The sequence below is a fragment of the Bradyrhizobium sp. JYMT SZCCT0428 genome, assembly GCF_018131075.1.
Classification (GTDB): Bacteria; Pseudomonadota; Alphaproteobacteria; order Rhizobiales; family Xanthobacteraceae; genus Bradyrhizobium.
The window spans coordinates 183,781-208,376 of record NZ_JAFCLS010000009.1 but is presented as its reverse complement, the minus strand read 5'-3'; the positions used below and the strand labels follow the sequence as shown (position 1 = coordinate 208,376).

At 63.1% G+C, this 24,596-nt stretch carries 26 protein-coding genes and 1 pseudogene; 16 read left to right on the top strand and 11 right to left on the bottom strand.

The features are described from left to right. The first annotated feature begins 199 nt into the window (after positions 1 to 199). Complete coding sequence (locus JQ575_RS12120) at positions 200 to 1,207, top strand: asparaginase (RefSeq protein WP_212033417.1); 1,008 nt, start codon at positions 200 to 202, stop codon at positions 1,205 to 1,207. Positions 1,208 to 1,279: 72 nt separating this feature from the next. Next, the gene (locus JQ575_RS12115) at positions 1,280 to 2,041 is read left to right on the top strand and encodes a hypothetical protein (RefSeq protein WP_212033416.1); all 762 of its coding nucleotides are present in this window, start codon (positions 1,280 to 1,282) and stop codon (positions 2,039 to 2,041) included. An 8-nt stretch (positions 2,042 to 2,049) separates the two neighbouring features. Here the strand turns inward: JQ575_RS12115 and JQ575_RS12110 are convergent, their stop codons facing one another. Beyond that, a complete protein-coding gene (locus tag JQ575_RS12110; RefSeq protein WP_212033415.1) occupies positions 2,050 to 2,946 on the bottom strand; it encodes a LysR family transcriptional regulator in 897 nt (298 codons plus the stop codon). Between the two features lie 225 nt (positions 2,947 to 3,171). On the opposite strand from JQ575_RS12110, the pseudogene JQ575_RS12105 reads away from it, so the two are divergent. The 7 genes and pseudogenes from JQ575_RS12105 to JQ575_RS12075 all read left to right on the top strand — a co-directional run. Further along, positions 3,172 to 3,552: pseudogene (locus JQ575_RS12105) on the top strand (ABC transporter substrate-binding protein); the annotation flags it as partial. A 338-nt stretch (positions 3,553 to 3,890) separates the two neighbouring features. Further along, on the top strand, positions 3,891 to 4,844 hold the full coding sequence (locus tag JQ575_RS12100) for an ABC transporter permease (RefSeq protein ID WP_212033414.1): 954 nt from the start codon (positions 3,891 to 3,893) through the stop codon (positions 4,842 to 4,844). Between the two features lies 1 nt (position 4,845). Next, positions 4,846 to 5,733, top strand: coding sequence for an ABC transporter permease (locus tag JQ575_RS12095; RefSeq protein WP_212033413.1), 888 nt, complete (start codon positions 4,846 to 4,848; stop codon positions 5,731 to 5,733). Between the two features lie 4 nt (positions 5,734 to 5,737). After that, positions 5,738 to 6,799 (top strand): ABC transporter ATP-binding protein, encoded by a 1,062-nt coding sequence (locus tag JQ575_RS12090; RefSeq protein WP_212033412.1) that lies wholly within the window; start codon positions 5,738 to 5,740, stop codon positions 6,797 to 6,799. Positions 6,800 to 6,815: 16 nt separating this feature from the next. Then, the gene (locus JQ575_RS12085; protein ID WP_212033411.1) at positions 6,816 to 7,028 is read left to right on the top strand and encodes a hypothetical protein; all 213 of its coding nucleotides are present in this window, start codon (positions 6,816 to 6,818) and stop codon (positions 7,026 to 7,028) included. After that, the gene (locus JQ575_RS12080; RefSeq protein WP_212033410.1) at positions 7,025 to 8,437 is read left to right on the top strand and encodes an amidase; all 1,413 of its coding nucleotides are present in this window, start codon (positions 7,025 to 7,027) and stop codon (positions 8,435 to 8,437) included. The genes JQ575_RS12085 and JQ575_RS12080 overlap by 4 nt, the downstream gene beginning before the upstream one ends. Then, the gene (locus JQ575_RS12075) at positions 8,434 to 9,417 is read left to right on the top strand and encodes an ABC transporter ATP-binding protein (protein ID WP_212033409.1); all 984 of its coding nucleotides are present in this window, start codon (positions 8,434 to 8,436) and stop codon (positions 9,415 to 9,417) included. Before JQ575_RS12080 ends, JQ575_RS12075 begins: the two co-directional genes overlap by 4 nt. Before the next feature lie 176 nt (positions 9,418 to 9,593). Here the strand turns inward: JQ575_RS12075 and JQ575_RS12070 are convergent, their stop codons facing one another. Then, positions 9,594 to 9,767, bottom strand: a complete 174-nt coding sequence (locus JQ575_RS12070) for a hypothetical protein (RefSeq protein ID WP_192737029.1) — start codon at positions 9,765 to 9,767, stop codon at positions 9,594 to 9,596. 204 nt (positions 9,768 to 9,971) lie between these two features. On the opposite strand from JQ575_RS12070, the gene JQ575_RS12065 reads away from it, so the two are divergent. Next, positions 9,972 to 10,235, top strand: coding sequence for a GlsB/YeaQ/YmgE family stress response membrane protein (locus tag JQ575_RS12065; protein WP_212033408.1), 264 nt, complete (start codon positions 9,972 to 9,974; stop codon positions 10,233 to 10,235). A gap of 136 nt (positions 10,236 to 10,371) precedes the next feature. On the opposite strand, the gene JQ575_RS12060 is transcribed toward JQ575_RS12065, so the two are convergent. Then, positions 10,372 to 11,328: a helix-turn-helix domain-containing protein gene (locus tag JQ575_RS12060; RefSeq protein ID WP_212033407.1), complete on the bottom strand. Its 957-nt coding sequence runs from the start codon at positions 11,326 to 11,328 to the stop codon at positions 10,372 to 10,374. Positions 11,329 to 11,745: 417 nt separating this feature from the next. On the opposite strand from JQ575_RS12060, the gene JQ575_RS12055 reads away from it, so the two are divergent. Next, positions 11,746 to 13,491, top strand: coding sequence for a type I secretion system permease/ATPase (locus JQ575_RS12055; protein ID WP_212033406.1), 1,746 nt, complete (start codon positions 11,746 to 11,748; stop codon positions 13,489 to 13,491). Beyond that, on the top strand, positions 13,488 to 14,798 hold the full coding sequence (locus JQ575_RS12050; RefSeq protein WP_212033405.1) for an HlyD family type I secretion periplasmic adaptor subunit: 1,311 nt from the start codon (positions 13,488 to 13,490) through the stop codon (positions 14,796 to 14,798). Before JQ575_RS12055 ends, JQ575_RS12050 begins: the two co-directional genes overlap by 4 nt. A 106-nt stretch (positions 14,799 to 14,904) precedes the next feature. On the opposite strand, the gene JQ575_RS12045 is transcribed toward JQ575_RS12050, so the two are convergent. Further along, positions 14,905 to 15,327 carry a hypothetical protein gene (locus JQ575_RS12045; protein WP_212033404.1) on the bottom strand — a complete coding sequence of 141 codons (423 nt, stop codon included), beginning with the start codon at positions 15,325 to 15,327 and terminating at the stop codon, positions 14,905 to 14,907. A 187-nt stretch (positions 15,328 to 15,514) separates the two neighbouring features. Next, positions 15,515 to 16,405, bottom strand: coding sequence for a VOC family protein (locus JQ575_RS12040; RefSeq protein ID WP_212033403.1), 891 nt, complete (start codon positions 16,403 to 16,405; stop codon positions 15,515 to 15,517). Between the two features lie 264 nt (positions 16,406 to 16,669). Here JQ575_RS12040 and JQ575_RS12035 point away from each other — a divergent pair, with 264 nt between their 5' ends. Further along, positions 16,670 to 17,521 carry a metal-dependent phosphohydrolase gene (locus tag JQ575_RS12035; protein ID WP_212033402.1) on the top strand — a complete coding sequence of 284 codons (852 nt, stop codon included), beginning with the start codon at positions 16,670 to 16,672 and terminating at the stop codon, positions 17,519 to 17,521. 179 nt (positions 17,522 to 17,700) lie between these two features. Here the strand turns inward: JQ575_RS12035 and JQ575_RS12030 are convergent, their stop codons facing one another. Further along, entirely contained in the window at positions 17,701 to 18,183 is a 483-nt protein-coding gene (locus tag JQ575_RS12030; RefSeq protein ID WP_212033401.1) for a CinA family protein, read from the bottom strand. Positions 18,184 to 18,186: 3 nt separating this feature from the next. After that, complete coding sequence (locus JQ575_RS12025; protein WP_212033400.1) at positions 18,187 to 19,167, bottom strand: MBL fold metallo-hydrolase; 981 nt, start codon at positions 19,165 to 19,167, stop codon at positions 18,187 to 18,189. A 171-nt stretch (positions 19,168 to 19,338) separates the two neighbouring features. Here JQ575_RS12025 and JQ575_RS12020 point away from each other — a divergent pair, with 171 nt between their 5' ends. From JQ575_RS12020 to JQ575_RS12010, 3 genes are read left to right on the top strand one after another with little or no spacing between them, the layout of a single operon-like run. Beyond that, entirely contained in the window at positions 19,339 to 20,424 is a 1,086-nt protein-coding gene (locus tag JQ575_RS12020) for an amidohydrolase family protein (protein WP_212033399.1), read from the top strand. After that, positions 20,421 to 21,524, top strand: coding sequence for an amidohydrolase family protein (locus JQ575_RS12015; protein ID WP_212033398.1), 1,104 nt, complete (start codon positions 20,421 to 20,423; stop codon positions 21,522 to 21,524). Before JQ575_RS12020 ends, JQ575_RS12015 begins: the two co-directional genes overlap by 4 nt. Then, on the top strand, positions 21,524 to 21,937 hold the full coding sequence (locus JQ575_RS12010; protein ID WP_212033397.1) for a Rieske (2Fe-2S) protein: 414 nt from the start codon (positions 21,524 to 21,526) through the stop codon (positions 21,935 to 21,937). The genes JQ575_RS12015 and JQ575_RS12010 overlap by 1 nt, the downstream gene beginning before the upstream one ends. Positions 21,938 to 21,973: 36 nt before the next feature. Here JQ575_RS12010 and JQ575_RS12005 read toward each other — a convergent pair whose 3' ends face one another. The 4 genes from JQ575_RS12005 to JQ575_RS11990 all read right to left on the bottom strand — a co-directional run bounded on the left by JQ575_RS12005 (position 21,974) and on the right by JQ575_RS11990 (position 24,525). Then, positions 21,974 to 22,270 (bottom strand): HU family DNA-binding protein, encoded by a 297-nt coding sequence (locus JQ575_RS12005; protein WP_192737043.1) that lies wholly within the window; start codon positions 22,268 to 22,270, stop codon positions 21,974 to 21,976. Between the two features lie 339 nt (positions 22,271 to 22,609). Further along, positions 22,610 to 22,894, bottom strand: coding sequence for a hypothetical protein (locus JQ575_RS12000; RefSeq protein ID WP_212033396.1), 285 nt, complete (start codon positions 22,892 to 22,894; stop codon positions 22,610 to 22,612). A gap of 87 nt (positions 22,895 to 22,981) precedes the next feature. Continuing rightward, on the bottom strand, positions 22,982 to 23,764 hold the full coding sequence (locus JQ575_RS11995; RefSeq protein ID WP_212033395.1) for an HpcH/HpaI aldolase/citrate lyase family protein: 783 nt from the start codon (positions 23,762 to 23,764) through the stop codon (positions 22,982 to 22,984). A 56-nt stretch (positions 23,765 to 23,820) separates the two neighbouring features. Continuing rightward, the gene (locus JQ575_RS11990) at positions 23,821 to 24,525 is read right to left on the bottom strand and encodes an SDR family oxidoreductase (protein ID WP_212033394.1); all 705 of its coding nucleotides are present in this window, start codon (positions 24,523 to 24,525) and stop codon (positions 23,821 to 23,823) included. Positions 24,526 to 24,596: the final 71 nt, after the last annotated feature.

The following is a 24,596-nucleotide window of genomic DNA, read 5'->3' as shown; positions in this document are numbered from 1 at the left end:
AAGCCCGGCCATGACGTCCGAGAAATTCGATCGGCCTTCGTTGCCGATACAGCAACGAGAGTGTCTATATTCTATAATTGTGCGAACGGGTGACCCGATCTAGATTGGGCCCGTTCGACCTCGGCCTTTCGCGCGGGGGCGTCCGGCGACAACTGCCGAACCTCATCCACGCGGCGGGGTTGGCCATCAGAGAAACCGTATGGACCAGCCGAAAATCGCGGTGTTCGCCCTGGGCGGAACGATCGCAACGCAGCCGGGGCAATCCGCCGGATTGATCCCAACGCTGACCGGAGAAGCTCTCGTACGAACCGTGCCCCAGCTGGCTGACCTCGCCAGTCTCGAGGTCACCACGTTCAGGCAACTGCCGGGGCCTGATCTCGCCTTCGCGGACCTCGAAGCGCTCGCGTCCGCAATCGAGAACGCGGCAAGTGCGGGCGCCGACGGCATCGTCGTCACGCAAGGCACCGACACCATCGAGGAAACCGCCTTCGTGCTCGACCGTATCGTGGCAAGCGATGTCCCGGTCATCGTCACAGGTGCGATGCGCAGTCCGGTCGCGCCCGGTGCCGATGGGCCAGCCAATCTTCTGGCCGCCGTTCGGGTTGCCGCGAGTCCGGCAGCCCGAGATCTTGGTACGCTTGTTGTGTTCGATGACGACATCCATGCGGCACGCTTCGTGACCAAGGCGCACACCAGCAGGCCGTCGGCGTTTCGATCGCGCCCCTCCGGACCCCTCGGCTTCGTCGTCGAGCAGCGCGTCCGCATGGTGGCCCATGTCAACCGGTTGCCTCCGATCGGCCGGTGTGCGAGCCCGCAGCGCCATCGTGTTGCCCTCGTGACCTTGGGGCTCGATGACGACGGCGCGCTGATCGAGCTGGCTGCAAATCAGGGATATTCGGGTGTCGTGATCGAAGGCTACGGCGGTGGTCACGTGTCAGGTGTGGCGGCGCAGGCCGTCGGCAGGGTATCGCCGAACATTCCGGTTGTTATCGCATCCCGTACCGGAGCCGGCGAGGTGCTCAGCGGCACCTATGGCTTTCCGGGTTCTGAGATCGATCTTGGTGAGCGCGGAGCGATCCGCGCCGGATGGCTTGACGGAATCAAGGCGCGCATTTTGCTGACTCTTTTGCTGCGGCATGAGGCGAACGACATTGCTCGTCACTTCGCATTGTGGGGTGGCGGCACAGCCGCGTCTGCGGCGCGGTAGCCTGCGCGCAGACTTACGCGATGATCCTGCCATCCGGCGAGCGGATCTCGGAGCGATCCTAGGGAGAATAGTATGTCAGAAGTGCGGGTCTTTGGCGCCGGCGGCTATCGGTATGTCGAGGGCGTGTTCCAGTATTCCGCGGGAGTTGCCGCCGAGCCTGGTTTCGAGATCGAGCGTGTGCAATTCCAGGAGCCGGTGCCGATTTCGGTGGGGTTCGCCGCCATCGAAAGTCACCTCAAGGCAAGAGGCCGGCCAACGACCGCGTTTTGCGCTTGCGAGCTGCGTTCGCCCGGTCCGCTGTCCGACCAGGATTTCCTCAGCTTCAACCGGGACTATATCAAAACGCTCGAGCGATGGGGTCTGTATCGTGACGGGGCGAACCCGGTCGCGCGCACCAATGTTTGCCCACAGATCAATCCGCCAGCGACGCCGTCGCTGCTGGCGTTTTGTTACACCGTTCCCGCCACGGACTCGCGGCTAAAAACGTTCGTGGTGGCGGGCGGCGGCGAAGCGCCTGAAGGCAAGCCGAACTACCGCGACTACATTGTTCGCCGCGGGGACCTGACGGCGGCCGGGCTGCGCGAAAAGGTACGTTTCGTCGTGGTCGAGATGGAGCGTCGCCTGACGGCGCTCGGCTTCGGCTGGCGCGATGCGACATCGACCCAGGCCTACACCGTGCACGACGTTGGCGCGCTTCTGATCAACGAGGTGTGGGGGCGCGGCGCTGCCCCTCGCGCGGTCGCGTGGCACTACACGCGACCGCCGATCGCCGACCTCGAATTCGAGATGGATGTACGCCGGACCGCCCGCGAGATGTTGATCCAGCAGCCGTAATGCCGCCTTCAACGGTCGATGGCGCGCACCAATTCGCTCAGGTGTTTCAGAAAGCGTTCGGAGGCGATCGGAAGTGGTCTTCCCCTGAGCGTGAAAGCCTCGAAGAACGCCCTGGTCAGAATTGGATCTGTCAGGGGAATTTTCACCAGGGTGTTCGCCTTCAAATCGCGCTCGATCGACAGGCGCGGCAGAACGGTAACGCCACCGTTCTGGCGTGCAAACGCCCTCAGCGCTTCGATCGAATTGGTCTTGAGCATGGGGCGCAGATGCAGGCCGTTGGCCTTGCAGGTGGTGTCGATCAACTGCCGAATTCCGAAGACCGATTCCGGTACGGCGATGGGGTATTGGATCAGCTCGGCAAGCGAGAGCCGCTTGCGGCCACTGGCCGGATGATCCGGCGCCACCACCGCGAAAAGCGGATCCCGTATGCGAAACGCCGTCGTGAAGGCCTCGTCCGGTTGTGGATGGAACGCAATGCCGATGTCTGCCTCGCTGTTCGCGACGCTTTCGGGAACCTGCGCCGTGCCCTTGACGGTCACGCTGAACTCGATACCTGGACACAGCTCTCTGAACGTTACGATCGCGCGGGTCAGGAGGTCGCCGACGATACCTTCGATCGAACAGATGCGCACAAGACCGGAGCGAAGCTCCTTGAGATCGTTCAACTCCGAAACGACCCGCTCGATCGCGAGCTTGGTGTTGCGCGCATGGCGCAAATAGACCTCGCCGGCCGGTGTCAGTTCGACCCCATATGCCTTCCGCTCGAACAGGCGGACGCCGAGTTCGTTCTCGAGCTTTGTGATCTGACGACTGATCGCCGAGGCGGCGATCCGGAGTTCCGTAGCCGCTCCGTTGACGGAGCGGCTGTGTGCAACCGCCATGAAATAGCGCAGCGATGGCTCCATCTGCGGTCTCTCCGTTGTTGGCGCAGGGCGCGCCGAGGCTAGATACTGATTGCCGATAGGGCAACGCTGATGTCTATATTATATAATTGTGCGAATGGGTGGCCCGATCTAATTTGATGCCATCGGCGGCTTGGGCGGCCTCGGCCGTTCGCGCACCAAGGCACCCGTCTGGGATATCTGCCGGACTTGAACTGCGCGGCCGGCTTTGGCCTTCGGAGTTACCGCATGAACAGACCTGCATCGGCGATCTTGATGTTGACCATCATGTCGGTGGTCGCTCTGCCGCAAATTGCCTGCGCCGAGACCGTTTTGCGCATCGGCATGACCGCCGCCGATATCCCGCGCACGCTGGGCCAGCCCGATCAGGGATTTGAGGGCAACCGTTTCACCGGCGTGACGATGTACGACTCGCTGACGATGTGGGATATGTCCTCGGCCACCAAGGCCAGCGTCGGCAATCCCGGCCTTTCGACCGACTGGAAGGTCGACGATGCCGACAAGACGAAGTGGACCTTCAAGCTTCGTCCCGGCGTCACGTTCCATGATGGCTCGGCATTCGACGCCGACGCGGTGATCTGGAATGTCGACAAGGTCCTCAAGCAGGATGTCGACGACGCGGCGTTCCTTTATGTCGCACACGACGTCGGTCCGCGGGCCCTGAGCCCGAAGATCAAGGGTTTTGTGCAGCCGAAGAGCTGGTTCGTCGATTTCTCGCCGGTGACGATAACGCCGTAATTTGCGGGCCTGCGCTCTCCTCGTTATGGTCGGACGGGAGCGAGGGACTTCGCAAAACCAAGACGGACGAGAGGGCCTCTCCGCCCCTTCAACTGGCACGGACTTCGCATAGCCGGTGCAAGCCATCGGCCCTTCTGAAAACGGCGGCAAAGCCGCCTATGGCCACCCTTTCCCGCACGGGGAGGGGGGAAGCAGAGTGAAAGTGATCTATGCTCGTCTATATCGCCCGCCGTATCGTCTATGTGATCCCGATCGTGGCCAGCGTGGCGTTGGTGTGCTTCCTCTTGGTCCACATCACGCCCGGTGATCCCCTGGTCGCGGTGCTGCCGGCGGACGCCAGCCAGGAACTCGCGGCGCAATTGCGTACCGCCTATGGCTTTGACCGCCCGCTGCCGGTCCAGTTCGGGCTCTGGCTGTGGCGTGCACTGCACGGTGATCTCGGCAATTCGATTGCGACGGGCCGTCCGGTGCTCTCGGAGGTGCTGCGCGCGGTCGGCAACACCGTGACGCTGGCGATTGCCGCCGCGTCGATCGGCTTCACGCTGGGTTTGTTTTTCGGCCTGATTGCCGGCTATTTCCGCGACACCTGGGTCGACAAGGTCGCGACCTCGATCGCGATCGCCGGCGTCTCCGTGCCGCATTACTGGCTCGGCATGGTGATGGTCATCATCTTCTCGGTGCAGCTCAACTGGCTGCCCGCGGTCGGCGCCGGTCCCGGCGGCTCGGGCGCCTGGGGCTGGGATTGGGAGCACATGAAATATCTGATCCTGCCCGCGATCACGACCTCGGTCATTCCGATGGGCATCGTCACCCGCACGGTTCGGGCCCTGACCGGCGACATATTGAGCCAGGACTTCGTCGAGGCCTTGCGCGCAAAGGGCCTGCGCGAGACCGACGTGTTCCGCCATGTCATCAAGAACGCGGCGCCGACGGCGCTTGCGGTGATGGGCCTTCAGCTCGGCTATATGCTCGGTGGCTCGATCCTGATCGAAACCGTGTTTTCATGGCCGGGCTCGGGACTGCTGCTGAATTCGGCGATCTTCCAGCGCGATTTGCCGTTGCTGCAGGGCACGATCCTGGTGCTGGCGCTGTTCTTCGTGGCCCTCAACCTCCTGGTCGATATCGCGCAGGCGTCGATCGATCCGCGCATCAAGCGGAGCTAACATGAGCGCGATTACAGATACCGCCCTGCAGGCGGCACCGGCCACCCAGGCGCGGGGCTATTGGGCGACCGTCGGACGCCGCATCCGGCGCGACAAGGTCAGCATGGTCTGCGCCTTCATTCTGGTGCTGATCTTCATGTCCGCGCTGCTGGCGCCGTGGCTCGGTTTGGCCGATCCCTATCAGGGCTCGATGATCCGCCGGCTTCGGCATATCGGCACGCCGAACTATCCGCTCGGCACCGATGAACTCGGCCGCGACATGCTGGCGCGGCTGGTCTATGGCGGCCGGCTGTCGCTGCTCATCGGCATTCTGCCCGTGATCCTCGCCTTCATGATTGGCACATCGCTTGGTCTTGTCGCCGGTTACGTCGGCGGCAAGCTCAACACCGCGATCATGCGCACCGTCGACGTGTTCTATGCATTCCCGTCGGTGCTGCTGGCGATCGCGATTTCCGGCGCACTCGGCGCCGGCATCGTCAACTCCATCGTCTCGCTGACCATCGTGTTCGTGCCGCAGATCACCCGCGTCGCCGAGAGCGTCACCACCGGCGTGCGCAACATGGACTTCGTCGAGGCCGCGCGCGCTTCGGGCGCCGGGCCCTTCACCATCATGCGCGTGCACATGCTCGGCAACGTGCTGGGCCCGATCTTCGTCTACGCCACCGGCTTGATCTCGGTGTCGATGATCCTCGCCGCCGGCCTTTCGTTCCTCGGCCTCGGCACCAAGCCGCCGGAGCCGGAATGGGGGTTGATGCTCAACACGCTGCGTACCGCGATCTATGTCAATCCGTGGGTCGCGGCGCTGCCCGGCGCCATGATCTTTGCGGTATCGATCTGTTTCAATCTGCTCAGCGACGGCATGCGCAGCGCCATGGACATCAGGAACTGACGCGATGAACGAGAGCAGCCCGACGGTCGAACTGCTGGAAAAGATCGAGGATGTCGGCGGCGCCGCGCAGCCGCTGCTGCAGGTCAACGGCCTGACCAAGCATTTCCCGGTGCGCGGCGATCTGTTCAGCGCGCGCAAGACCGTCCGCGCGGTCGACGACGTCTCGTTTTCGATCGCCAAGGGTGAAACCGTCGGCATCGTCGGCGAATCCGGCTGCGGCAAGTCGACCACCGCGCGGCTTCTGATGCACCTGATGAAGTCAGATGCCGGCGATATCATCTATGACGGCATGCAGGTCGGCCGCGCCTTGTCGCTGCGCGACTTGCGCCGCGGCATGCAGATGGTGTTCCAGGACAGCTACGCCTCGCTCAACCCGCGCCTCACCATCGAGGATTCGATCGCGTTCGGCCCGAAGGTGCACGGCATGGCGGACGCCGCCGCGCGCACGTTGGCGCGCGAACTGCTCGGCAAGGTCGGCTTGCGGCCTGAAACCTTCGCCAACCGCTATCCGCACGAGATTTCCGGCGGCCAGCGCCAGCGCGTCAACATCGCGCGTGCGCTGGCGCTGTCGCCGCGGCTCGTCATCCTCGACGAGGCCGTGTCGGCGCTCGACAAGTCGGTCGAAGCCCAGGTGCTCAATCTGCTCGCCGATCTCAAGCGCGAGTTCGGCCTGACCTACCTCTTCATCAGCCACGATCTCAACGTGGTGCGCTACATCAGTGACCGCGTGCTGGTGATGTATCTAGGCGAGGTCGTCGAGCTCGGCCCGGTCGACAAGGTCTGGGATGAACCGGCACATCCCTATACACGGGCGCTGCTGGCGGCGATGCCGTCGGCCGATCCTGACAACCGCACCCAGACGCCGCCGATCACGGGCGATCCGCCCAATCCGATCGATCCGCCGCCGGGCTGCCGGTTTCACACCCGCTGTCCATATGCGGAGCCGCTCTGCTCAAATGCGACGCCAAAACTGAGCGACCTCGATACAATGGGCCATCAGGCGGCCTGCTACATGGCTATTCCCGGCTCCGGGCACAGCCGCGCACCGGGCAAAGAAAAACAATAAGGGAGAGGACGTTCACATGACAAAACCCAGTCCAAAAGAGGTCAAGGTCATGACCGATGTCGCGGGCGTGCCTGTTAGCGCCGAAGTCGCCGAGCGGATCGCCACTTCCATCGGGCCGGCCTTCGAAGGCTTCGCGCCGGTCGCCGGCACCCTGCCGTTCGATCTGGAGCCCGCGAGCTTTCTTCTGGTGCAGAACCTGCAGAATCTGAATCTGAAGGTGTCGAAATGAGCACCGAACCGGCCCTGATGTCGCTGGTGTCGGTCGCCAGGGCGATCGCGTCAAAGGAAGTTTCATCGCGCGAGGTGACAAAATCCTGTCTCGATCGCATCGCGCAATGGCAACCACGGCTCAATGCCTTCATGGCGATCGAGGCGGAGGAGGCGCTGGCGGCGGCCGACGCCGCCGATGCCGCGCTTGCCAAAGGCAATGCGCACGGCGTGCTGCATGGCGTGCCCTTGGCGCACAAGGACATGTATTACGAGGCCGGCAAGGTCGTCACCTGCGGCTCGAAGATCCGCCGCGACTTCGTCGCCACCACGACCTCGACCGCGCTGCAGCGCCTCAAGGATGCCGGTACCATCAGGCTCGGCTCGCTGCAGATGGTCGAGTTCGCCTACGGCCCGACCGGCCACAACCCGCATTACGGCGCGGTGCGCAATCCCTGGAATGTCGATCACATCACCGGCGGCTCGTCGTCCGGCTCGGGCTCGGCGGTCGCCGCACGGCTGACCTTTGCGGCGCTGGGATCGGACACCGGCGGCTCGATCCGGATGCCCGCGCATTTCTGCGGCGTCACCGGGTTGAAGACGACGGTTGGCCGCGTCAGCCGCGCCGGCGCAATGCCGCTGTCGCAATCGCTCGATACCGTCGGCCCGCTGGCGCAGAGCGTGGAAGATTGCGCGCTGCTGCTCGGATTGATGGCCGGTGCCGATCCCGATGATCTCACCGCATCCACGCTGCCGGTGCCGGACTATTTGGCGGCAACCAAAGGCTCGCTCAAAGGCCTCAGGATCGGCGTGCCGACCGCGTTCTATGTCGACGATCTCGATGCCGAAGTGGCGCGCGTTCTCGATGAGACGATCGCGACGCTGAAGAAAGACGGCGCCGAGATCGTCTCGGTCGAACTGCCGGACCAGCGCCAGCTCACGGCCGCCTGCCAGTTGGTGCTCGCGACCGAAGCCGCTGCGTTCCATAAAAGGTGGATGATCGAGCGGCCGCAGGATTACGGCGCGCAGGTCCTGATGCGGCTGCAGAACGGGCTCTCGATCCCGGCAGTGTCATATCTGGAAGCGATGCGCTGGCGCGGTCCGGCGCTGGCGGCGTATCTGGCTGCGGTCACCGGCACCGATGCTGTGATCGCGCCGGTTGCGCCGATGCCGGCGGTGACCATCGCCGAGAGCGATGTCGGCAACAGCCGCGACGCCGAGGCCGTGATCCAGCGGATCACGAAATTTACCCGCCCGGTCAATTACCTCGGACTGCCCTCGCTTTCGATTCCCTCAGGCTTCACCAAAAGCGGTTTGCCGGTCGGCCTGCAATTGATCGGCCGCTCCTTTGACGAGGCCATGCTGCTGCGGATCGGCGCCGCGTTCCAGCGCGCCACGGACTATCATAAACAGGTACCCAAACCGGCATGACCAACCTCGTCGAAGTTCGAAATCTCAACATCCGCTTCACCGGCGAGCGTACCGTGCACGCCGTCAACGACATCTCGCTCTCGCTTGGCGAGGGCGAGGTGCTCGGCCTGCTCGGTGAATCAGGTTCGGGCAAGAGCGTGACGTTGCGGGCGCTGATGCGGCTATTGCCGAAGAAGCGGACGCAGATTTCGGGCAGCGTGAATGTTCTCGGCCGCGACGTGTTGGCGCTTGATGACGATGAGCTGTCGGCGTTTCGCGGCCAGACCGTTTCGATGATCTTCCAGGAGCCGGCGCTGGCGCTCGATCCGGTCTACACCATCGGCCGGCAGATTTCCGAATCCGTGATGCGTCATGAAGGCAAGAGCGAGAAGGAGGCCACCGCGCGGGCGCTGGAAATGCTGGAGGTGGTCCGCATTCCCTCTGCCAAGCGCCGCCTCGATGCCTATCCGCACGAAATGAGCGGCGGCATGCGGCAGCGCGCGATGATCGCGCTGGCACTGGCCTGCAAGCCGAAGATCCTGCTGGCCGACGAGCCGACCACGGCGCTCGACGCCACCGTGCAGATCCAGATCCTGCTGCTGCTGCGCGAATTGCAGCGCGAGTTCGGCATGTCGGTGATTTTTGTGACCCACGACATCGGCGTCGCCATCGAAATCTGCGACCGTGTCGCTGTGATGTATGCCGGCCAGATCGTCGAGCAGGGCAAGCTGCGCGACATCGTACGGACGCCGATGCATCCCTATGCGCGCGGGCTCCTGGCATCGACCACCCACGGCGCCAAGCGCGGCCAGCGGCTGGAGACCATCCCCGGCACGCCGCCATCGCTCGACAAGGCGCCGGTGAACTGCTCGTTCGCGCCGCGTTGCAGCGTGGCGCAACCGCGCTGCACCGAGCAACTGCCGCCCAATGTGCAGGTTGCGCCGGATCGAATCGCGCGTTGCGTCCTGGCCGAACCGGCAGCAGCTGCCGCCGCGGGCTGAGCGCGCGGGCGTTGTCTCACAACTCGTCATGCCCGGCCGTAGCAGTCTGCCTTACGCAGACTGCGTAAACTTGTCTGCGATGCCGGGCATCCACGTCCTTGCTTCAGCTAAGCAAGAAAGACGTAAAGCGACGCCGTCCTTCAGACGGCTATGCCCGGCCATGACGGACAGTGAAACTATCCACCCAACCCCGGATCTGCCCATTGTTCGATCTGGGCGGGCCCCACGATCTGCTTGGGCTGGTGCGGATTGAGCGTGCCTGCGCTCGCAGACCAGCCCTTCGCCAGAATCTGCATCGCGAACAGCTTGGCGTCGACTTCCGATTTAAATTTGCGGGTCGAACGGACCATGCTCGTCGCACTCTCGTCGGTCCGCTCCGGCCCAAAACTTACATACCAAATATCAGGTTGCGTCATTGCCGGATAACGCGGACTGCGATTGACGGTTCCACCACAGGCGGCGTGGCGGGTAGATTCAGGTCGTCACATCGGGGAATTGCCGGTAGTCTAAAACCGCGGCGTCAGATCACGCGCGCGAAGCGGGGGGATTTTCAGGTGCACATATCCAACCAGGGCATTTTGGTCGTCCTGTTTATCGGGCTCGTCGCCGGCTGGCTGGCCGGCAAGATCGTGCGCGGCACCGGTTTTGGCCTGATCGGCGACATCCTCGTCGGCATCGCCGGCGCGCTGGTTGCAAACCTTCTTTTGCCCAAGCTCGGCATTCATATCGGCACCGGCGTGATCAGGGAGATCATCAATGCCGTGATCGGCGCCGTCATCTTGCTGCTGGTGGTGCGGCTGGTTCGCGGCCGGAGATAGAGCGTTTTCGAGCGAAGCATGCCCTCGGACTTGATCCGGGGGTGGACACCGGTTCGCGTCAGGAAAACGCGTCAAAAGAGAATCTAGAGCCCCGTTCCGATTCCATCGGAACGGAAAAGGCTCTAGGGCGGAAAAATCAGCCGCGCCGCAAATCCTTGCGCAGGTCACCCGGCGCCATCCCATAGGCCTGACGGAAGGCACGGTAGAAAGTGGCAACACTGTCGAAGCCGCTGGCAGAGGCGATTTCCGTGACCGGCCGGAGCGGAATGGATTCAAGCTGACGCCGCGCCTCGGCGAGCCGCATCGCGAGCAGCGTCCGCGCGAACGACTGTCCGGTCGGCTCGAACAGCAGATGAAGCTGCCTCACCGAGATGTTCAATGCCCGCGCCACCCGCGCCGGCGACAGACCCGGCTCCAGCAGATGGCTTCTCAGCAGCGCCAGCGCCATCTGCAGATAGCCGTGCCGCACCGCGTTGCGGCTTTCCGGCGCGCCTGGCGTCACCCGGCCGCGCGCCAGCAGCGCCAGTTGCGCGATATGGCGAATGGTGGCTTCGGCGTCGGCCGCCTCTATTCGCTGTTCGACGATCGCCGCAAAAATGGCTTCGATCAATCGCGCGAGCGGTGTCTCCGGCAGCAGCGGCTCGCAGAGCAAATTCTCCACGCCGGCCGCGAGCCGTGCATTGGCGGCAACTGGTATTTTCAGCGCTCGGAAATGGAAGCCGTCGGAACGGATTGGGGTGCCGGCAAACGGCACGTCGGAATGGGCTGTCGTCATCGTGCCGTCGGCGATCATGTGGACACGCTCACCGCCGGCCCGGAGCAGGCCGGGGCCGCTTACCTGCTTGAAAATGTAAAGGCTGTCGCCGGGCATGCGCTTGATGTCGGCCCATGTGCGGCTGACCTTGTAGGACGAGGCCTGCATCTCGGCGATGGTCGCACCGCCGATTTCGCAGGCGGAGAACCGGCCGCGGAAATCCGGCCGCCGCTCGCGCGACACCTCGATGGTGACGCCGAACAGCCCCTTGGCGCGCACCTCGCACCAGTGGTCAAAGCGCTCGTCCGGCCGCAAGCCATCGGTATCAAAGCTGATCATGTGGCCGCGAGAACTCCGTCGAGACCTGCACGACGGGTGCAGCCAGGGCGCGGAACCTACCATGATCCGCAAGGCGGTGCGCGGACATTCACGGGGTCCGGGCGCCGCGCCGAAACCCGCTGGCGGCCGGCAGGCGGCCTTAAGGACTGGGAGTGGGTGTTCGACCTGCACGGCGAATTTGGACGGGCCTCGATATCAGTGATTCCAGCGCCTTTTGCGACGGCCGAACCGGCAAAGCCCCGCGCCGGACCCGCCTGACCCGCTCCGTCGGCCCATTTCCCGGTGTTTCGGTCAGACGTCCTGCAGCCTGCAGGGGCATGAACCGCATTCAGGTTAACGTGACTTAAATAGACGCTGGCCACAAACATCGGTAGAACCAGCCCGTTAGCTAATCCCTTTTTGCAGAGACACGAATTGATGGCAGCTGCTCCCGGTGTCCGGCGGTCCGAACTCGGTATTGCGCTGCGCGCCTGTCGCAACGCGTTTATCGGCGTCGGCATCATGAGTTGCATGATCAATCTGCTGTATCTGACCGGCTCGATTTTCATGCTGGAGGTCTATGACCGGGTGATTCCGAGCCGGAGCGTGCCGACCCTGATCGGCCTGGTCGTGCTCGCCGGGGGACTCTACGTCGCCCAGGGTGGCCTCGACCTGATCCGGGGCCGGATTCTCGGCCGCATCGGCACCGCGCTCGATGAAGCCATCAATGCCCGCGTCTTCGATACCATCGTGCGCCTGCCGCTGATGGTGGGCGCCCGCAATGAAGGTCTGCAGCCGCTGCGCGACCTCGATAACGTTCGCTCCTTCCTCGGCAGCCAGGGACCGGGCGCGTTTTTCGACCTGCCCTGGCTGCCGTTCTACCTCGCCATTTGCTTCGCATTCCACTGGCTGCTGGGCCTGACCGCGCTGGTCGGCGCCATCATCCTGGTGATGCTCACCGTGATCACCGAAGTGATGTCGCGCCAGCCGGCCAAGGACGCCATGATGCTGGCGGCGCGGCGTAACGATCTGGCGGCAACCAGCCGGCGCAACGCCGAAGTGCTGGTCGCGATGGGCATGGCCGGGCGGCTGACCAAGCGCTGGACCGAAGCCAACGAGACCTATCTGGCCGGCAATCAGCGTGCCAGCGACGTCGCGGGCGGCTTAGGTGCAATCGCCAAGGTGCTGCGCATGATGCTGCAATCGGCGGTGCTGGCGGTCGGCGCCTATCTGGTGATCCATCAGGAGGCGTCCGGCGGTATCATCATCGCAGGCTCGATCCTGAGCGCGCGGGCGCTGGCGCCGGTCGATCTGGCGATCGCGCACTGGAAGGGTTTTGTTGCGGCGCGCCAGAGCTGGCATCGCCTCAACAAACTGCTCGAACAGATCCCGGCGCCGAACACCCAGACCCTGCTGCAGAGCCCGTCGAAGCGATTGTCGGTCGAGGGTGTCACCATCGTGCCGCCCGGCGATCAGCGGGTGATCGTCCAGGATGTCACTTTTGCGGTCGAGGCCGGAACCGGCGTCGGCGTGATCGGGCCCAGCGGATCGGGCAAGTCGTCGCTGATCCGTGCCTTGGTCGGCGTCTGGATGCCGGTGCGCGGCAAGGTGCGGCTGGATGGCGCCGCGCTCGACCAATGGTCGTCAGACGTGCTCGGCCGTCACGTCGGCTATCTGCCGCAGGACGTCGAATTGTTCGCCGGCTCGATCGCCCAGAATATTTCCCGTTTCGATCCCGACGCCAAATCGGATGCGATCATCATCGCGGCCAAGGAGGCCGGCGTGCATGACATGATCATCAAGATGCGCGAGGGCTATGACACCCAGATTGGCGAGCAAGGAACCGCGTTGTCGGCCGGGCAGGCGCAGCGCGTCGGGCTGGCGCGGGCGCTGTTTGGCCATCCCTTCCTGATCGTGCTCGACGAGCCGAACTCCAACCTCGACACCGAGGGCGACGAGGCGCTGACCCGTGCGGTTCGCGGCGCGCGCGAGCGCGGCGCCATCGTGATTGTGGTGGCGCACCGGCCGATCGGCATCGAGGCGGTCGACCAGTTGCTGGTGCTGAAGGACGGCCGCATGCAGGCGTTCGGGCCGAAGGAAACCGTTCTCGGCCAGGTGCTGCAGCGCGCCGTCCCGCCGCCGCCCGCACCGATCAAGATCGTTGCCCCGGGAGCCAAACCATGAGCGAGGAGTTGAAAGGCGCACGCCGTTCGATACGGTCGCATCTGGTGGTCGGCCTGGCGCTGATGCTGGTGCTGGTGGGCGGATTCGGCGGGTGGGCCTCGACGGTGCCGATCTCGGGCGCGCTGATCGCGCCGGGATCGGTGGTGGTCGATTCCAACGTCAAGAAGGTGCAGCACCCGACCGGCGGCGTGGTCGGTGAAGTGCGGGTGCGCGACGGCGATACCGTCAAGGCCGGCGATGTCGTGGTCCGTCTCGACGAGACCGTGGTCAAGGCGAGCCTGGCGATCGTCGTCAAAACCCTCAACGGATTGTTGGCGCGCGCGGCACGGCTGGAGGCCGAACAGCGCGGCACCGACAAGATCAAGTTCCCCCCGATGCTGGCCGATCGCGCCGACGATCCCGACGTCAGGGACGTCATGGCGAGCGAAACCAAATTGTTCGAGGTTCGTGTCCACGGCCGCGCCGGGCAAAAGGCCCAGCTGCGCGAGCGGGTCATGCAGCTCAATGAGGAAATCGAGGGCCTCTCGGCGCAGGAGAAAGCCAAGGACAAGGAAATCGCATTGGTCGAAAAGGAACTGGTCGGCGTCCGCCAGCTCTACGACCAGCGCCTGATCCAGATCTCGCGCCTGACCACGCTGGAGCGCGATTCCGCCCGCCTGTCGGGTGAGCGCGCGCAGTACATCGCCTCGCGCGCGCAGGCCAAGGGCAAGATCACCGAGACCGAGCTGCAGATCATCCAGATCGACAAGGAGCTGGTCAGCGAGGTTTCCAAGGATTTGCGCGAGACCAACGACAAGATCGGCGAGTTCGTCGAGCGCAAGGTCACCGCGGAAGATCAGCTCCGCCGCATCGACATCCGGGCGCCGCAAACCGGCATGGTGCTGCAGTCGACGGTGCATACCGTCGGCGGCGTGATCACCGCCGGTGACGCCATCATGATGATCGTGCCGCAGGCCGACGATCTCTCGGTCGAGGCCAAGGTCAATCCGCAGGACATCGACAAGCTGCAGATCGGCCAGAAGACATTGCTGCGGCTATCGGCCTTCAACCAGCACACCACGCCGGAACTGAACGGCAAGGTCACCAGGGTCTCGGCCGACGTCACCACCGATCAGCGCACCGGGCAAAGCTATTACACGATCCGCGTCTCGTTGCCGCCGGCAGAAGTCGCCCGCCTCGGCGACAACAACAAGCTGATCCCGGGCATGCCGGTGGAAGCCTTCGTGCAAACCGGCGACCGCACGATGTTTTCGTATCTGATGAAGCCGCTGAGCGATCAGCTGATGCGTTCGTTCAGAGAGAAGTGAATTGTCGTCAATAGGTCCGTAGGATGGGTGAAGCGAAGCGATACCCATCGAACCCAATTGGCTGACGATGATGGGTATCGCTGCGCTCCACCCATCCTACGCCGTATCAATAGCAGCGCGTGATGTTGATGGTCGTCTGACCGTTGCGTCCGGGAACCGTGACGGGTTCCGAGGAGCAGCTCGACACATAGGGCCGGTCGGACGGGACAACGTTCGGCGGATAGCGATGCGCCCAATCCCAGGGCACGTCATAAGTATAGGTGTAACGGATGTCGCGCGTGGTGGACTGCGGCGCCTCGACCACCGTCTCGCCATTCGACGGCGAATAGTAATAGCCGCCGCCTCCCGGCCAGTAGGTCCCGACATTGTGCCGGCGGTGATGTCCGAAACCGTGGACGGCCGGTGAATGGGACCCCGAACGCGCGCCACCCGGCGCTGTTCCTGATCTTGCGAACGTATCGCCCGCGGCAAGCAAAAGCGCGGCTGCGCTGAGAGACGCGACAAGCGCCGAATGCATTCTATACGCCATGGCACATACCAATCGTTGGTTTCCAGGCGGCTCCCCCAAGCCGCTCCCTGATGCACGCTAGGTCGGGCTTTTCGGGCCCGCAAACGCATACTTAATGATTGGTTAAGATGTAACGTTAATAGGGTCGTCTTTCGAGTGAATCCTGCCGTCCTGGCTCAACAATCGCCTTCGCCGGGACGACGTCAAATTACCTTCTGTCATATTCGTCCGGTCCCATCGCCCAGGCCCATTGCTCGTGGCCGGGCGCGTAGGTGCGGTTGGTCTCTGCCGGGTTGCGGTTGACCAGCGGTCGCATGAACATCGGGTGCGTGGCGCTGCGAACCTCGTGCTCGACCGTGAACAGATGCTTGCCGCTGTCGAGGTCGACGATGTCCTTGAAGCGGTACTGGTACGGGTTGTCTTCCTGCGAAACCAGATTGCGCTCCAGCAGCTTGCGGTAGGGGCCCGAGAAATTCGTGATGTAGATCTGCACGTGGTGGCCGTCGAATTCCGGCTGCTTCCGGTCGGTCTCGCGGAATTGCAGATATTGATCCTTGCCGACCTTGACGCGCGCCGTGGTGCCGTCGCCGTTTTTGAGTTCGGCCGGCATCCCCATTATCTCGGGGTAGAAGCCGCAAATGGCTTTCGCTGTCCCAACCGGCACGTCGAATTCGACATAGGGAATGCCGAGCGTGATGCGGCCGAAGCGTGCGGCGTCCGGCTCATAGCAGCGCACGCGATTGCCCCATGGGCAGATCGCCTCGACATAATCATTGTGTTCGCGATACGCGAATTTGGTGCCTTCGAGCTTCCTGGCGACCGACGCCAGCCGTTCGAGCAGCGCCTCGCGGCCGGAGATGACGATGCCGGTATGGCCGCGCAGCACCTGTGCCTCACCGCTTGGCAGATGAAACTGGCTCTTGCCGACATTCACCCACATGTTGCTGTCCGACACCATCAGATAGGGATCGCGCGTCAGCCCGAGCCCGGTGACATAGAACAACGTCGCCAGCCGCTGATCGGGCACGAAGACATTGACATGTTCGAAATGGATCGAGTTGCCGAGATCTTCTGCGGCGCGGTCGAACGGCTGTTGCATGGCTGCGATCCCCCGAGGTTTTGGCGGATTATAGTCAGGCGCGGTGCCATGATCCAGCCGTCGGCGCGACGGCAGAGCAGGTATCTTCCCCGAGCGCACCAGGCGCATCGCCGACCGGACATTTCAAAGGAGCGGCGGATATACCCGGCCGGTCGCGCGGGGATTGGTGATAGGATAGCTTCGATAGGTGAGCGATCGGAAAGCCGGGATGCTGCGGCGCAGGCCGTCGTCACGGCGCGACCACAGACGGGAGCGGGTGCCGAGATGATCACAATCCCCCAATTGACCGCGCAAGCCCTGGGTTCGTTCCTGTCACGGGAAACCGAGGGACGGTTCGGCGCCTCGCATTCCGATTTGACGAAGCTATTGCCCTTTGCCGCGCGGCTGACCCTGGAGTGCATCGGCAACAGCGATGCGCTGTATCACAACATCGAGCACACCATGCTGGTGACGCTGGTGGGCCACGACATCCTGGTCGGCCGCGCGCTGGCGCGGGCCACCACGGCGGACGATTACGCCAACTTCATCATGGCCTGCCTCGCCCATGATATCGGATATGTCCGCGGCGTCGTTCAGGGCGACGAGGATGATGCTTTTGTTGCCGATCTCAGCGGCCGCAAGATCCATCTGCCGGTTGGATCGTCCGACGCTGCGCTCGCGCCCTACCATGTCGACCGCTCAAAGCTGTTCGTGATCGAGCGGCTCGACACCATGGAGGAAGTCGACGCGGCCCGGATTTCCCGGGCGATCGAATACACCCGCTTTCCCTATGCCACGGGTCCGAACGACGGTGATGACCTCAACGAGGAGGAGGGATTGCTGCTGCGCGCGGCCGATCTGATCGGCCAGCTCGGCGACCCCAACTACATGCGCAAGTCGAATGCGCTGTTTTACGAATTCGAGGAAATCGGAATGAACAAGACGCTGGGCTACGCGACGCCCGCCGACATCGTTTATCGATTCCCGCAGTTCTACTGGACCAACGTCGCGCCGCAGATCCAGCTTGCAATCCGCTACCTCAACGTCACCTCCAGCGGCCGGCAATGGATCGCCAATTTGCACAGCAACGTCTTCCGGGCGGAGCGGGAGGTGAACCTGTCCGGACCGCAGCGATAAGCGTTACGCGGGATTGGCGATGTCTACTTCGACACGAATGCGTAGGATGGATAGAGCGAAGCGAAACCCATCATATTCCTGGGTTGCAACTGATGGGTATCGCTTCGCTCCACCCATCCTACGATCCTTCGCGCTGGCGCATATTCCGGCGTTCGCCGGGACGACGATGGAGGCAATACCTACTTCGACACATTCTCCAGCAACAGGCCCAGCGCCGTGCTCGCAAACTTCTGCATGTTCGCCTGCCGGTCTGCGCTGCCGGTCTCCAGCGTGAACACCGCGTTCTGCGGGCCGGCGACCGCCATGCAGCTGTGGCCGGCGGCGTCGCCGTAGCGATTGCCGGTCGGCCCGGTGGCGCCGGTCTCCGACAGGCCCCAGTCGGTGGCGAAGCGCTGGCGCACCTGGCTCGCGAGCAGTTTTGCATAGGGCTCCGACGCCGAGCGGAGGCCCTTCATCGCCTCATCGGAAATGTCCATCAGGATGCGCCGTGCGTCGCGGGTGTAGACCACGCCGCCGCCGAGGAAATAGGCGGATGCGCCGGGCACCGACAGCAGCGCCGCCGAGATCAGGCCGCCGGTCGAGGATTCCGCGATCGCGATGGTCTGCTTGCGCTCGATCAGTTTGACGGCGATCTTCTCGGCGATCGTTACGAGCTCTTTCATTCCTCAACTCCGGCGCAGCATTTGTTTCAGCAATGACTTCTTGTCGGGCTTGTCCGCCAGCGAATGATAGACGACGCGAATGAAGTTCTTGGAGGCGAGCTCGGTCGGCGCCCATTTCGTGTCGAGATCGGCGAACGGTTTGGCGGCCACCACGTCGTCTTCGCTCTTGCCTTCCTTTACCAGCTTCGCCATGCGGTCCCGCGCGGTGACCAGCATGGTGCGATACTCGGCCAGAGCTGCCTTGTCGGCGATCGGCCCGTGGCCCGGCACGATGCGGCTCTTGGCGTTGGTCATTTTGAGATAGGCGTTGGCCGCCGCGATCATGCCCTTGATGTTGCCGCCATTGGCGAAGTCGATGTTGGGATAGCGGCCGTTGGTGAAAGTGTCGCCGGTCGACAGCACATTGGCGGTCTTGAACCAGACATAGGTGTCGCCGTCGGTATGGGCGTGGGCGATGTGCCGGAGGTCGGCGACGCGGCCGGGAAGCCGGATCTTGAGCGTCCCGCCGGCATAGGTCTTCTTCGGCAGCGCGCCGGCTGCGGCCGGCGGCGTCTTGACGCCGGTCAGGCCGTTGGTGGTTCCCTCTGCCAGGCGAATCTTGACGTTGACGTCGGAAACGATGGTAACGCCGTCCTTGGCGAAGGCTTCATTCCCGCCGGTGTGGTCGCCGTGATAATGCGTGTTGATGAGATATTTGATCGGCAGGTTCGAGATCGTTGAGATCGCGGCCTTGATCTTGTCGTGCAGCGGCGCGAACTGGCCGTCGACCATGATGATGCCGGTTTTGCCGACCGCCACGGTGATGTTCCCGCCCTGGCCCTCGAGCATGTAGACGTTGTCGCCGAGATCGGTGGTCTTGATCTCGACCTTGGAGAAATCGACCGGCGGGGGTGCGGCAGGCGGGGCAGGGGGCGCTGTCTGCGCCGCTACCGCGCCAGCCAGCAAAAGGGTGATGGCAACCGCCGTGCTTCCAGTCCGAATCATCAAAATCTCCTAAGGGCCGACCCATGTTTTCCTAGCACAGGGGGCTGGCGTTTGCCGAGTTGCGGCGCACCGACCAGCCTGCTTGAATGCGGCCAAAGAACCAAGCGGCGCGGCCTACAAGATGCCGTGAGACCGCGTCGGCGCACGAGGAAACATGCCCGAGGAAACGTCATGACGTCACCGATCGCAGGCGGCGTGGATTGCGACCTGCATCCCGCCGTGCCCCATCTGACCAGCCTGCTGCCGTATATGAACGACTATTGGCGCGACCAGGTGACGACGCGCGGCATGACCGATCTGGTGTCGCAATCCTATCCGGCCAATTCGCCGATCAGCGCGCGCCCCGATTGGCGCCCGGCGCAGGGCAAGCCGGGCTCCAGCCTCAGCGACATGCAAAAGCAGGCGCTCGATCGGTTTCAGGTCAGCTACGGCATCTGCAATCCCTTGTACGGCGTGCAGATGGTGTTTTCCGAGGACATGCAGGACGCCTTCTGCCGCGCGCTGAACGACTGGCTGGTCAAGGAATGGCTCGACAAGGATTCCCGCCTGCGCGGTTCGATCGTGATCCCGACCCAGAGCGTGGAAAAATCAGTCACCGAGATCGAGCGCTGCGCCAAGGACCCGCGTTTCGTTCAGGTGCTGATGCTCGTGATGGGCGACATGCCGCTCGGCAAGCGCGCCTATTGGCCGATCTATGCCGCCGCCGAACGGCTCGGGCTGGCCATCGGCATCCACGCCGGCTCCGCCTATCACAACCCGCCGACCTCGGTCGGCTGGGGTTCCTATCATGTCGAGGATTACGTCGCGCAGGCGCAGGCGTTCCAGACCCAGTTGACCAGCCTGATCGTCGAGGGCGTGTTTGCGCGGCATCCGCAGCTGAAGATGGTGATGCTGGAAAGTGGCTTCACCTGGCTGCCGTCATATCTGTGGCGGCTGCACAAGTTCTGGCGAGGGGTGCGGATGGAAACGCCCTGGGTCGACCGCGCGCCCTTGGAAATTGTGCGCAGCAACATCCGTTTTTCGCTGCAGCCGGTCGACGCGCCGCCGGATTCTGCCACGTTAAATCGCCTGTTCGACCATATGCAGTCGGACGAATTGCTCCTATTCTCGACCGACTATCCGCACTGGCAATTCGACGGCGACGAGGTGCTGCCGGAGGGGATTTCGGAAGGTCTTGTCCGCAAGATCATGATCGATAATCCGCACGCGACCTATCCTCGTCTAACGCAGCCCGCGCTCAAGGAGGCAACGCCATGAATGTGCAGTTCCGCACCGAGCCGTCAGCGTCTGTCAGCGTCAAGACCGCGATCGCCGATTGCGACATCCATCCCGCGCGCGCCACCGGGACCGAGCTTTATCCGTTCCTGGCAAAACGCTGGCATTCGCATCTGGAGACCTACGGCAAGCACGCCTATCAGGGCATGATGGAAGGCCCGCCCTATCCGAAGGCGCAGCCGAATGCCTCGCGCCGCGACGCCTATCCGCCGGAAGGCGGCAAGCAAGGCTCCTCGCTGTCCTTCATGCAGAAGCAACTGCTCGACCCCTACAATGTCACGCTCGGCGTGCTCAATCCGCTCGACACCGGGCAGGGCCTGCGCAACCACGATCTCAGCGCAGCATTGGCGACCGCGATCAACGACTGGCAGATCGAGAAATGGACCAGCAAGGATTCCCGTCTCAAAGGTTCGATCGTCGTCGGCAATGAAGACGGCCCCACCGCCGCCGCCGAGATCCGCAAGCGCGCCGGTGACAAGAATTTCGTGCAGGTGCTTTTGCTGAGCCGCAATGTCGAGCCACTCGGCCAGCGCCGCTACTGGCCGATCTATGAGGCGGCGCAGGAGATCGGCCTGCCCGTCGGCGTTCATGCCTTCGGCTTCGGCGGCAATCCCATCACCGCTTCCGGCTGGCCGAGCTTTTACATCGAGGAGATGGTCGGCCATTCGCAGTGCCAGCAGACCGCGCTCGCGAGCCTCGTGCTCGAGGGCGTGTTCGAGCGCTATCCCAAACTGAAGATGGTGATGATCGAGGCCGGCTTCGGCTGGGCGCCGTCGCTTTCATGGCGGCTGGACAAGAGTTTCGACCGGCTGCGCAGCGAGGTGCCGCATCTGAAGCGCCGTCCGTCGGAATATATCCGCGATCACATCTGGTGGACCACGCAGCCGATGGAAGACCCGGAACGCCGCGAGCATCTGTTCGAGGTGATCGAATGGATCGGCTGGGACAAGCTGCTGTTCGCCACCGACTATCCGCATTGGGATTTCGACGAGCCGACGCGCGTGCTGCCCGCCGGCGTCAGCGACGCCAACAAGCAGGCGTTCTATCTCGACAATTCGAAGAAGCTGTACGGTTTAACCTGATGGCCCGGCATGTAATTGCCCCGGTGGACGAGTTGCCGCCGGGCACGCGAAAATTCCTTACCATCGACGAGCGGCCGATCGCGATCTTCAACGTCAAGGGTGAGTTTTTCGGCCTGTTGAACCGCTGCCCGCATCAGGGCGCGGCGCTATGCGAAGGCCCGCTGATCGGGCTCGCCACATCTTCGGACCCCGGCGAGATCGAGTATACAAAACTTGGGGAGATCATCCGCTGCCCCTGGCACGGCTGGGAATTCGATATCCGCACCGGACAGTCCTATTGCGATCCGAAACGCTTCCGCGTCAAAGCCTATCCCGTCAATGTCGAGCCGGGCACCAACGTGGTGAAAGGGCCGTATGTGGCGGAGACCATCAAGGTCGCGGTCGAGAGCGACTACGTGGTGGTCGATCTGTAGCGGCCGCCGTTCCGGTGAACGCCGGCCGCTTCGCCATCAAACAGCGTCTTTGGCAACCTTCAGCGGCGACGCCTTGACCGACTTGCTGGCCGGCTTGGCCGCAAACTCCATCGGCTCTTTCGTGAACGGATTGATGCCGCTGCGCGCTTCGGTCGCCGGCTTGTTCACGACCGACATTTTGACGAAGCCGGGAATGACGAACTCACCGGATTCATTCAGCTCCTTGTAGCCGACGGTGGCCATCTGCTCGATAACGGCCTTGACGTCATTCTTGGAAAGCTGCGTTCCCTCTGCGATTGCATCGATCAACTGAGTCTTGGTCATCTTGGCCATTGAAACTACCTTTCTGTGTGGGGGAGAACGGATTGAAGCGCACGTGCTACGCTGGTTGCATAACTCGGTCTGGAGCGCGGCAAGGCCACGCAAATCGCTTCCCGTTCATGGCTGCGGTCATGAAAGCTACCGGGCTTAAAACCTATCGAGACCCAAAACGCAAGGCGTAGATCGGCCCGTGGGGAACCGCTTCCGGATCGATTCCCACCTGCAGGAGGCTGGTAAGGTCGCTGATATCACTGGCGTCCTGCGAGGTCAGGCGCTGATAATTCTGCCCGGATCATCTTGCAATGACACAACAAATCCCGCTGTCGCGATGACAGATGCAGGCAGCAGTCGTTAGCTTCGCGCTATTTGCTTGCCGTCGACACGGATATTCAATCGCTTCATGAAAAATCCGGACGCATAAATTTCCACAACCCGGTTGGCCTCTCCCGTCTTCAACGCGCCACACAGCAAGGCCGTGCGGGTGTAAAGAGACACACCGGAGGATGATTCAACCAGCTGCCCGGCGATGTACAGCTTCAAGATCATCCGTCCCGCCTTCTCCATATCCGGGACCGCGCTGCATGCGATCTGATGTCCTTCGAAGATCGTCTCCACTTCCTCGGTAAACACACCCATGGCTTGATCTGCTTTATCCTGTTGCCGTCCAAATTGGCCGGAGTTCGTCGAGCTGCGGCGAGCCGTCCCGAAACGTCGCCATCGCCTCTATTTCTTCAATGTCCCTTGCAGCAGCCTGATGCCGTCGGCGAGCGCGCGCTGCATCAATAGCGTATCGACGCCGTAGGCGATCATGCGAAAGCCTTTGGCGCGGAAATCGCGCGCCCACTTCTCGTCGCCGGCGAGAAAGCCCGGCGTCTTGCCGTGTTTCTGGCAGGCTTTGACCAGTCTATCGACAGCGCTGTGAAATTTCGAATTGTCGAACTGCCCAGGTATGCCCATGAAGTTCGTCAGATCGTAGTGGCCGAGCCAGACCACGTCGACGCCATCGACCGCCGCGATCGCATCGACGTTCGCGATGCCGTCGGCGGTCTCCACCAGCGCGATCACCATGGTGCGCGCGTTGGCCTCGGCGATCTTGTCGGTCTCGGCGCCGCCGGCATAGTCGTCATGCGCCGCGACATTGAACGCGGCGCCGCGACGCCCGGCGGGCGGATATCTCGTGCAATCAACGATCGCCCTGGCCTGCTCCGGCGTTTCGACCATCGGCACCATGATGCCCATCGCGCCGATATCGAGCGCGCGCGCGATGTGATGATAGTCGCCGGAGGGAACGCGCACGAGCGGCACCAGGTCGAGCCCGCGGCAGAATGCGAACTGCGCTTTCATGGTCTCGAAGCCGACGCCCGAATGCTCCATGTCGTAGAGGATGAACTCGGCGCCGGCCTCGCGGCAGATCGCAGGATAGCCGGGCGTGAAGAACTCGAACGTCATCGTTCCGAACGCGCAGCCGCCGGCCGCGAGCCGTGGTTTTATTGGGTTTGGACGCAACGGACTTTCTCCCCGATGTGTTCACGCGTAGGCAGCACCGGAGTGACGCGCGTTCGTCAAACCGAGCGCGTCAGGCCTCCGTCGACCCGCAGGTTCTGACCAGTAATGTAGGCCGCACCCTCGGATGCAAGGAAGGCGATCGTGGCCGCTATTTCCTCACTCGTACCGTATCGCTGCATCGGCACGGATGACCGGCGCTCCTCGGTAGCCGGCAAGCTGTCGATCCAGCCCGGAAGCACGTTGTTCATCCGCACGCTGTCAGCCGCGTACTCGTCCGCGAAGATTTTCGTGAATGCTGCCAGTCCGGCCCTGAAAACGGCCGACGTGGGAAACATCGAACTTGGCTCGAAGGCCCACGCCGTCGAGATGTTGATGATCGCGCCGCCACGTTGCTGGACCATGATCGGCGTCACGATGCGCGTCGGCCGGATCACGTTCAGCAGATACGTGTCCATGCCTTTCAACCATTGCTCGTCGGTGATCTCTAAAATCTTGTCGCGAGGGCCGTGTCCCGCGCTATTCACAAGCACGTCGACGCGGCCCCACTTCGAGACGACGGTATCCACGAGCCGTTGCAGATCGTCGTTCGATTGATTGGAGCCGGTCACCCCGATCCCGCCAAGCTCGTGCGCGATCGCTTCGCCCTTCCCGGAGGACGAAAGGATCGCGATCTTGTAACCGTCTTGCGCGAGACGCCGCGCGGCCGCGGCGCCCATGCCGCTTCCCCCTGCCGTGACGATAGCAACTTTCATCGCGCACACCTTCAGTCGATTTCGAGGGATAAATCATGGCCGATCATGCAAGCTGCTGCAATGCCCGCGTCACGCTGGAC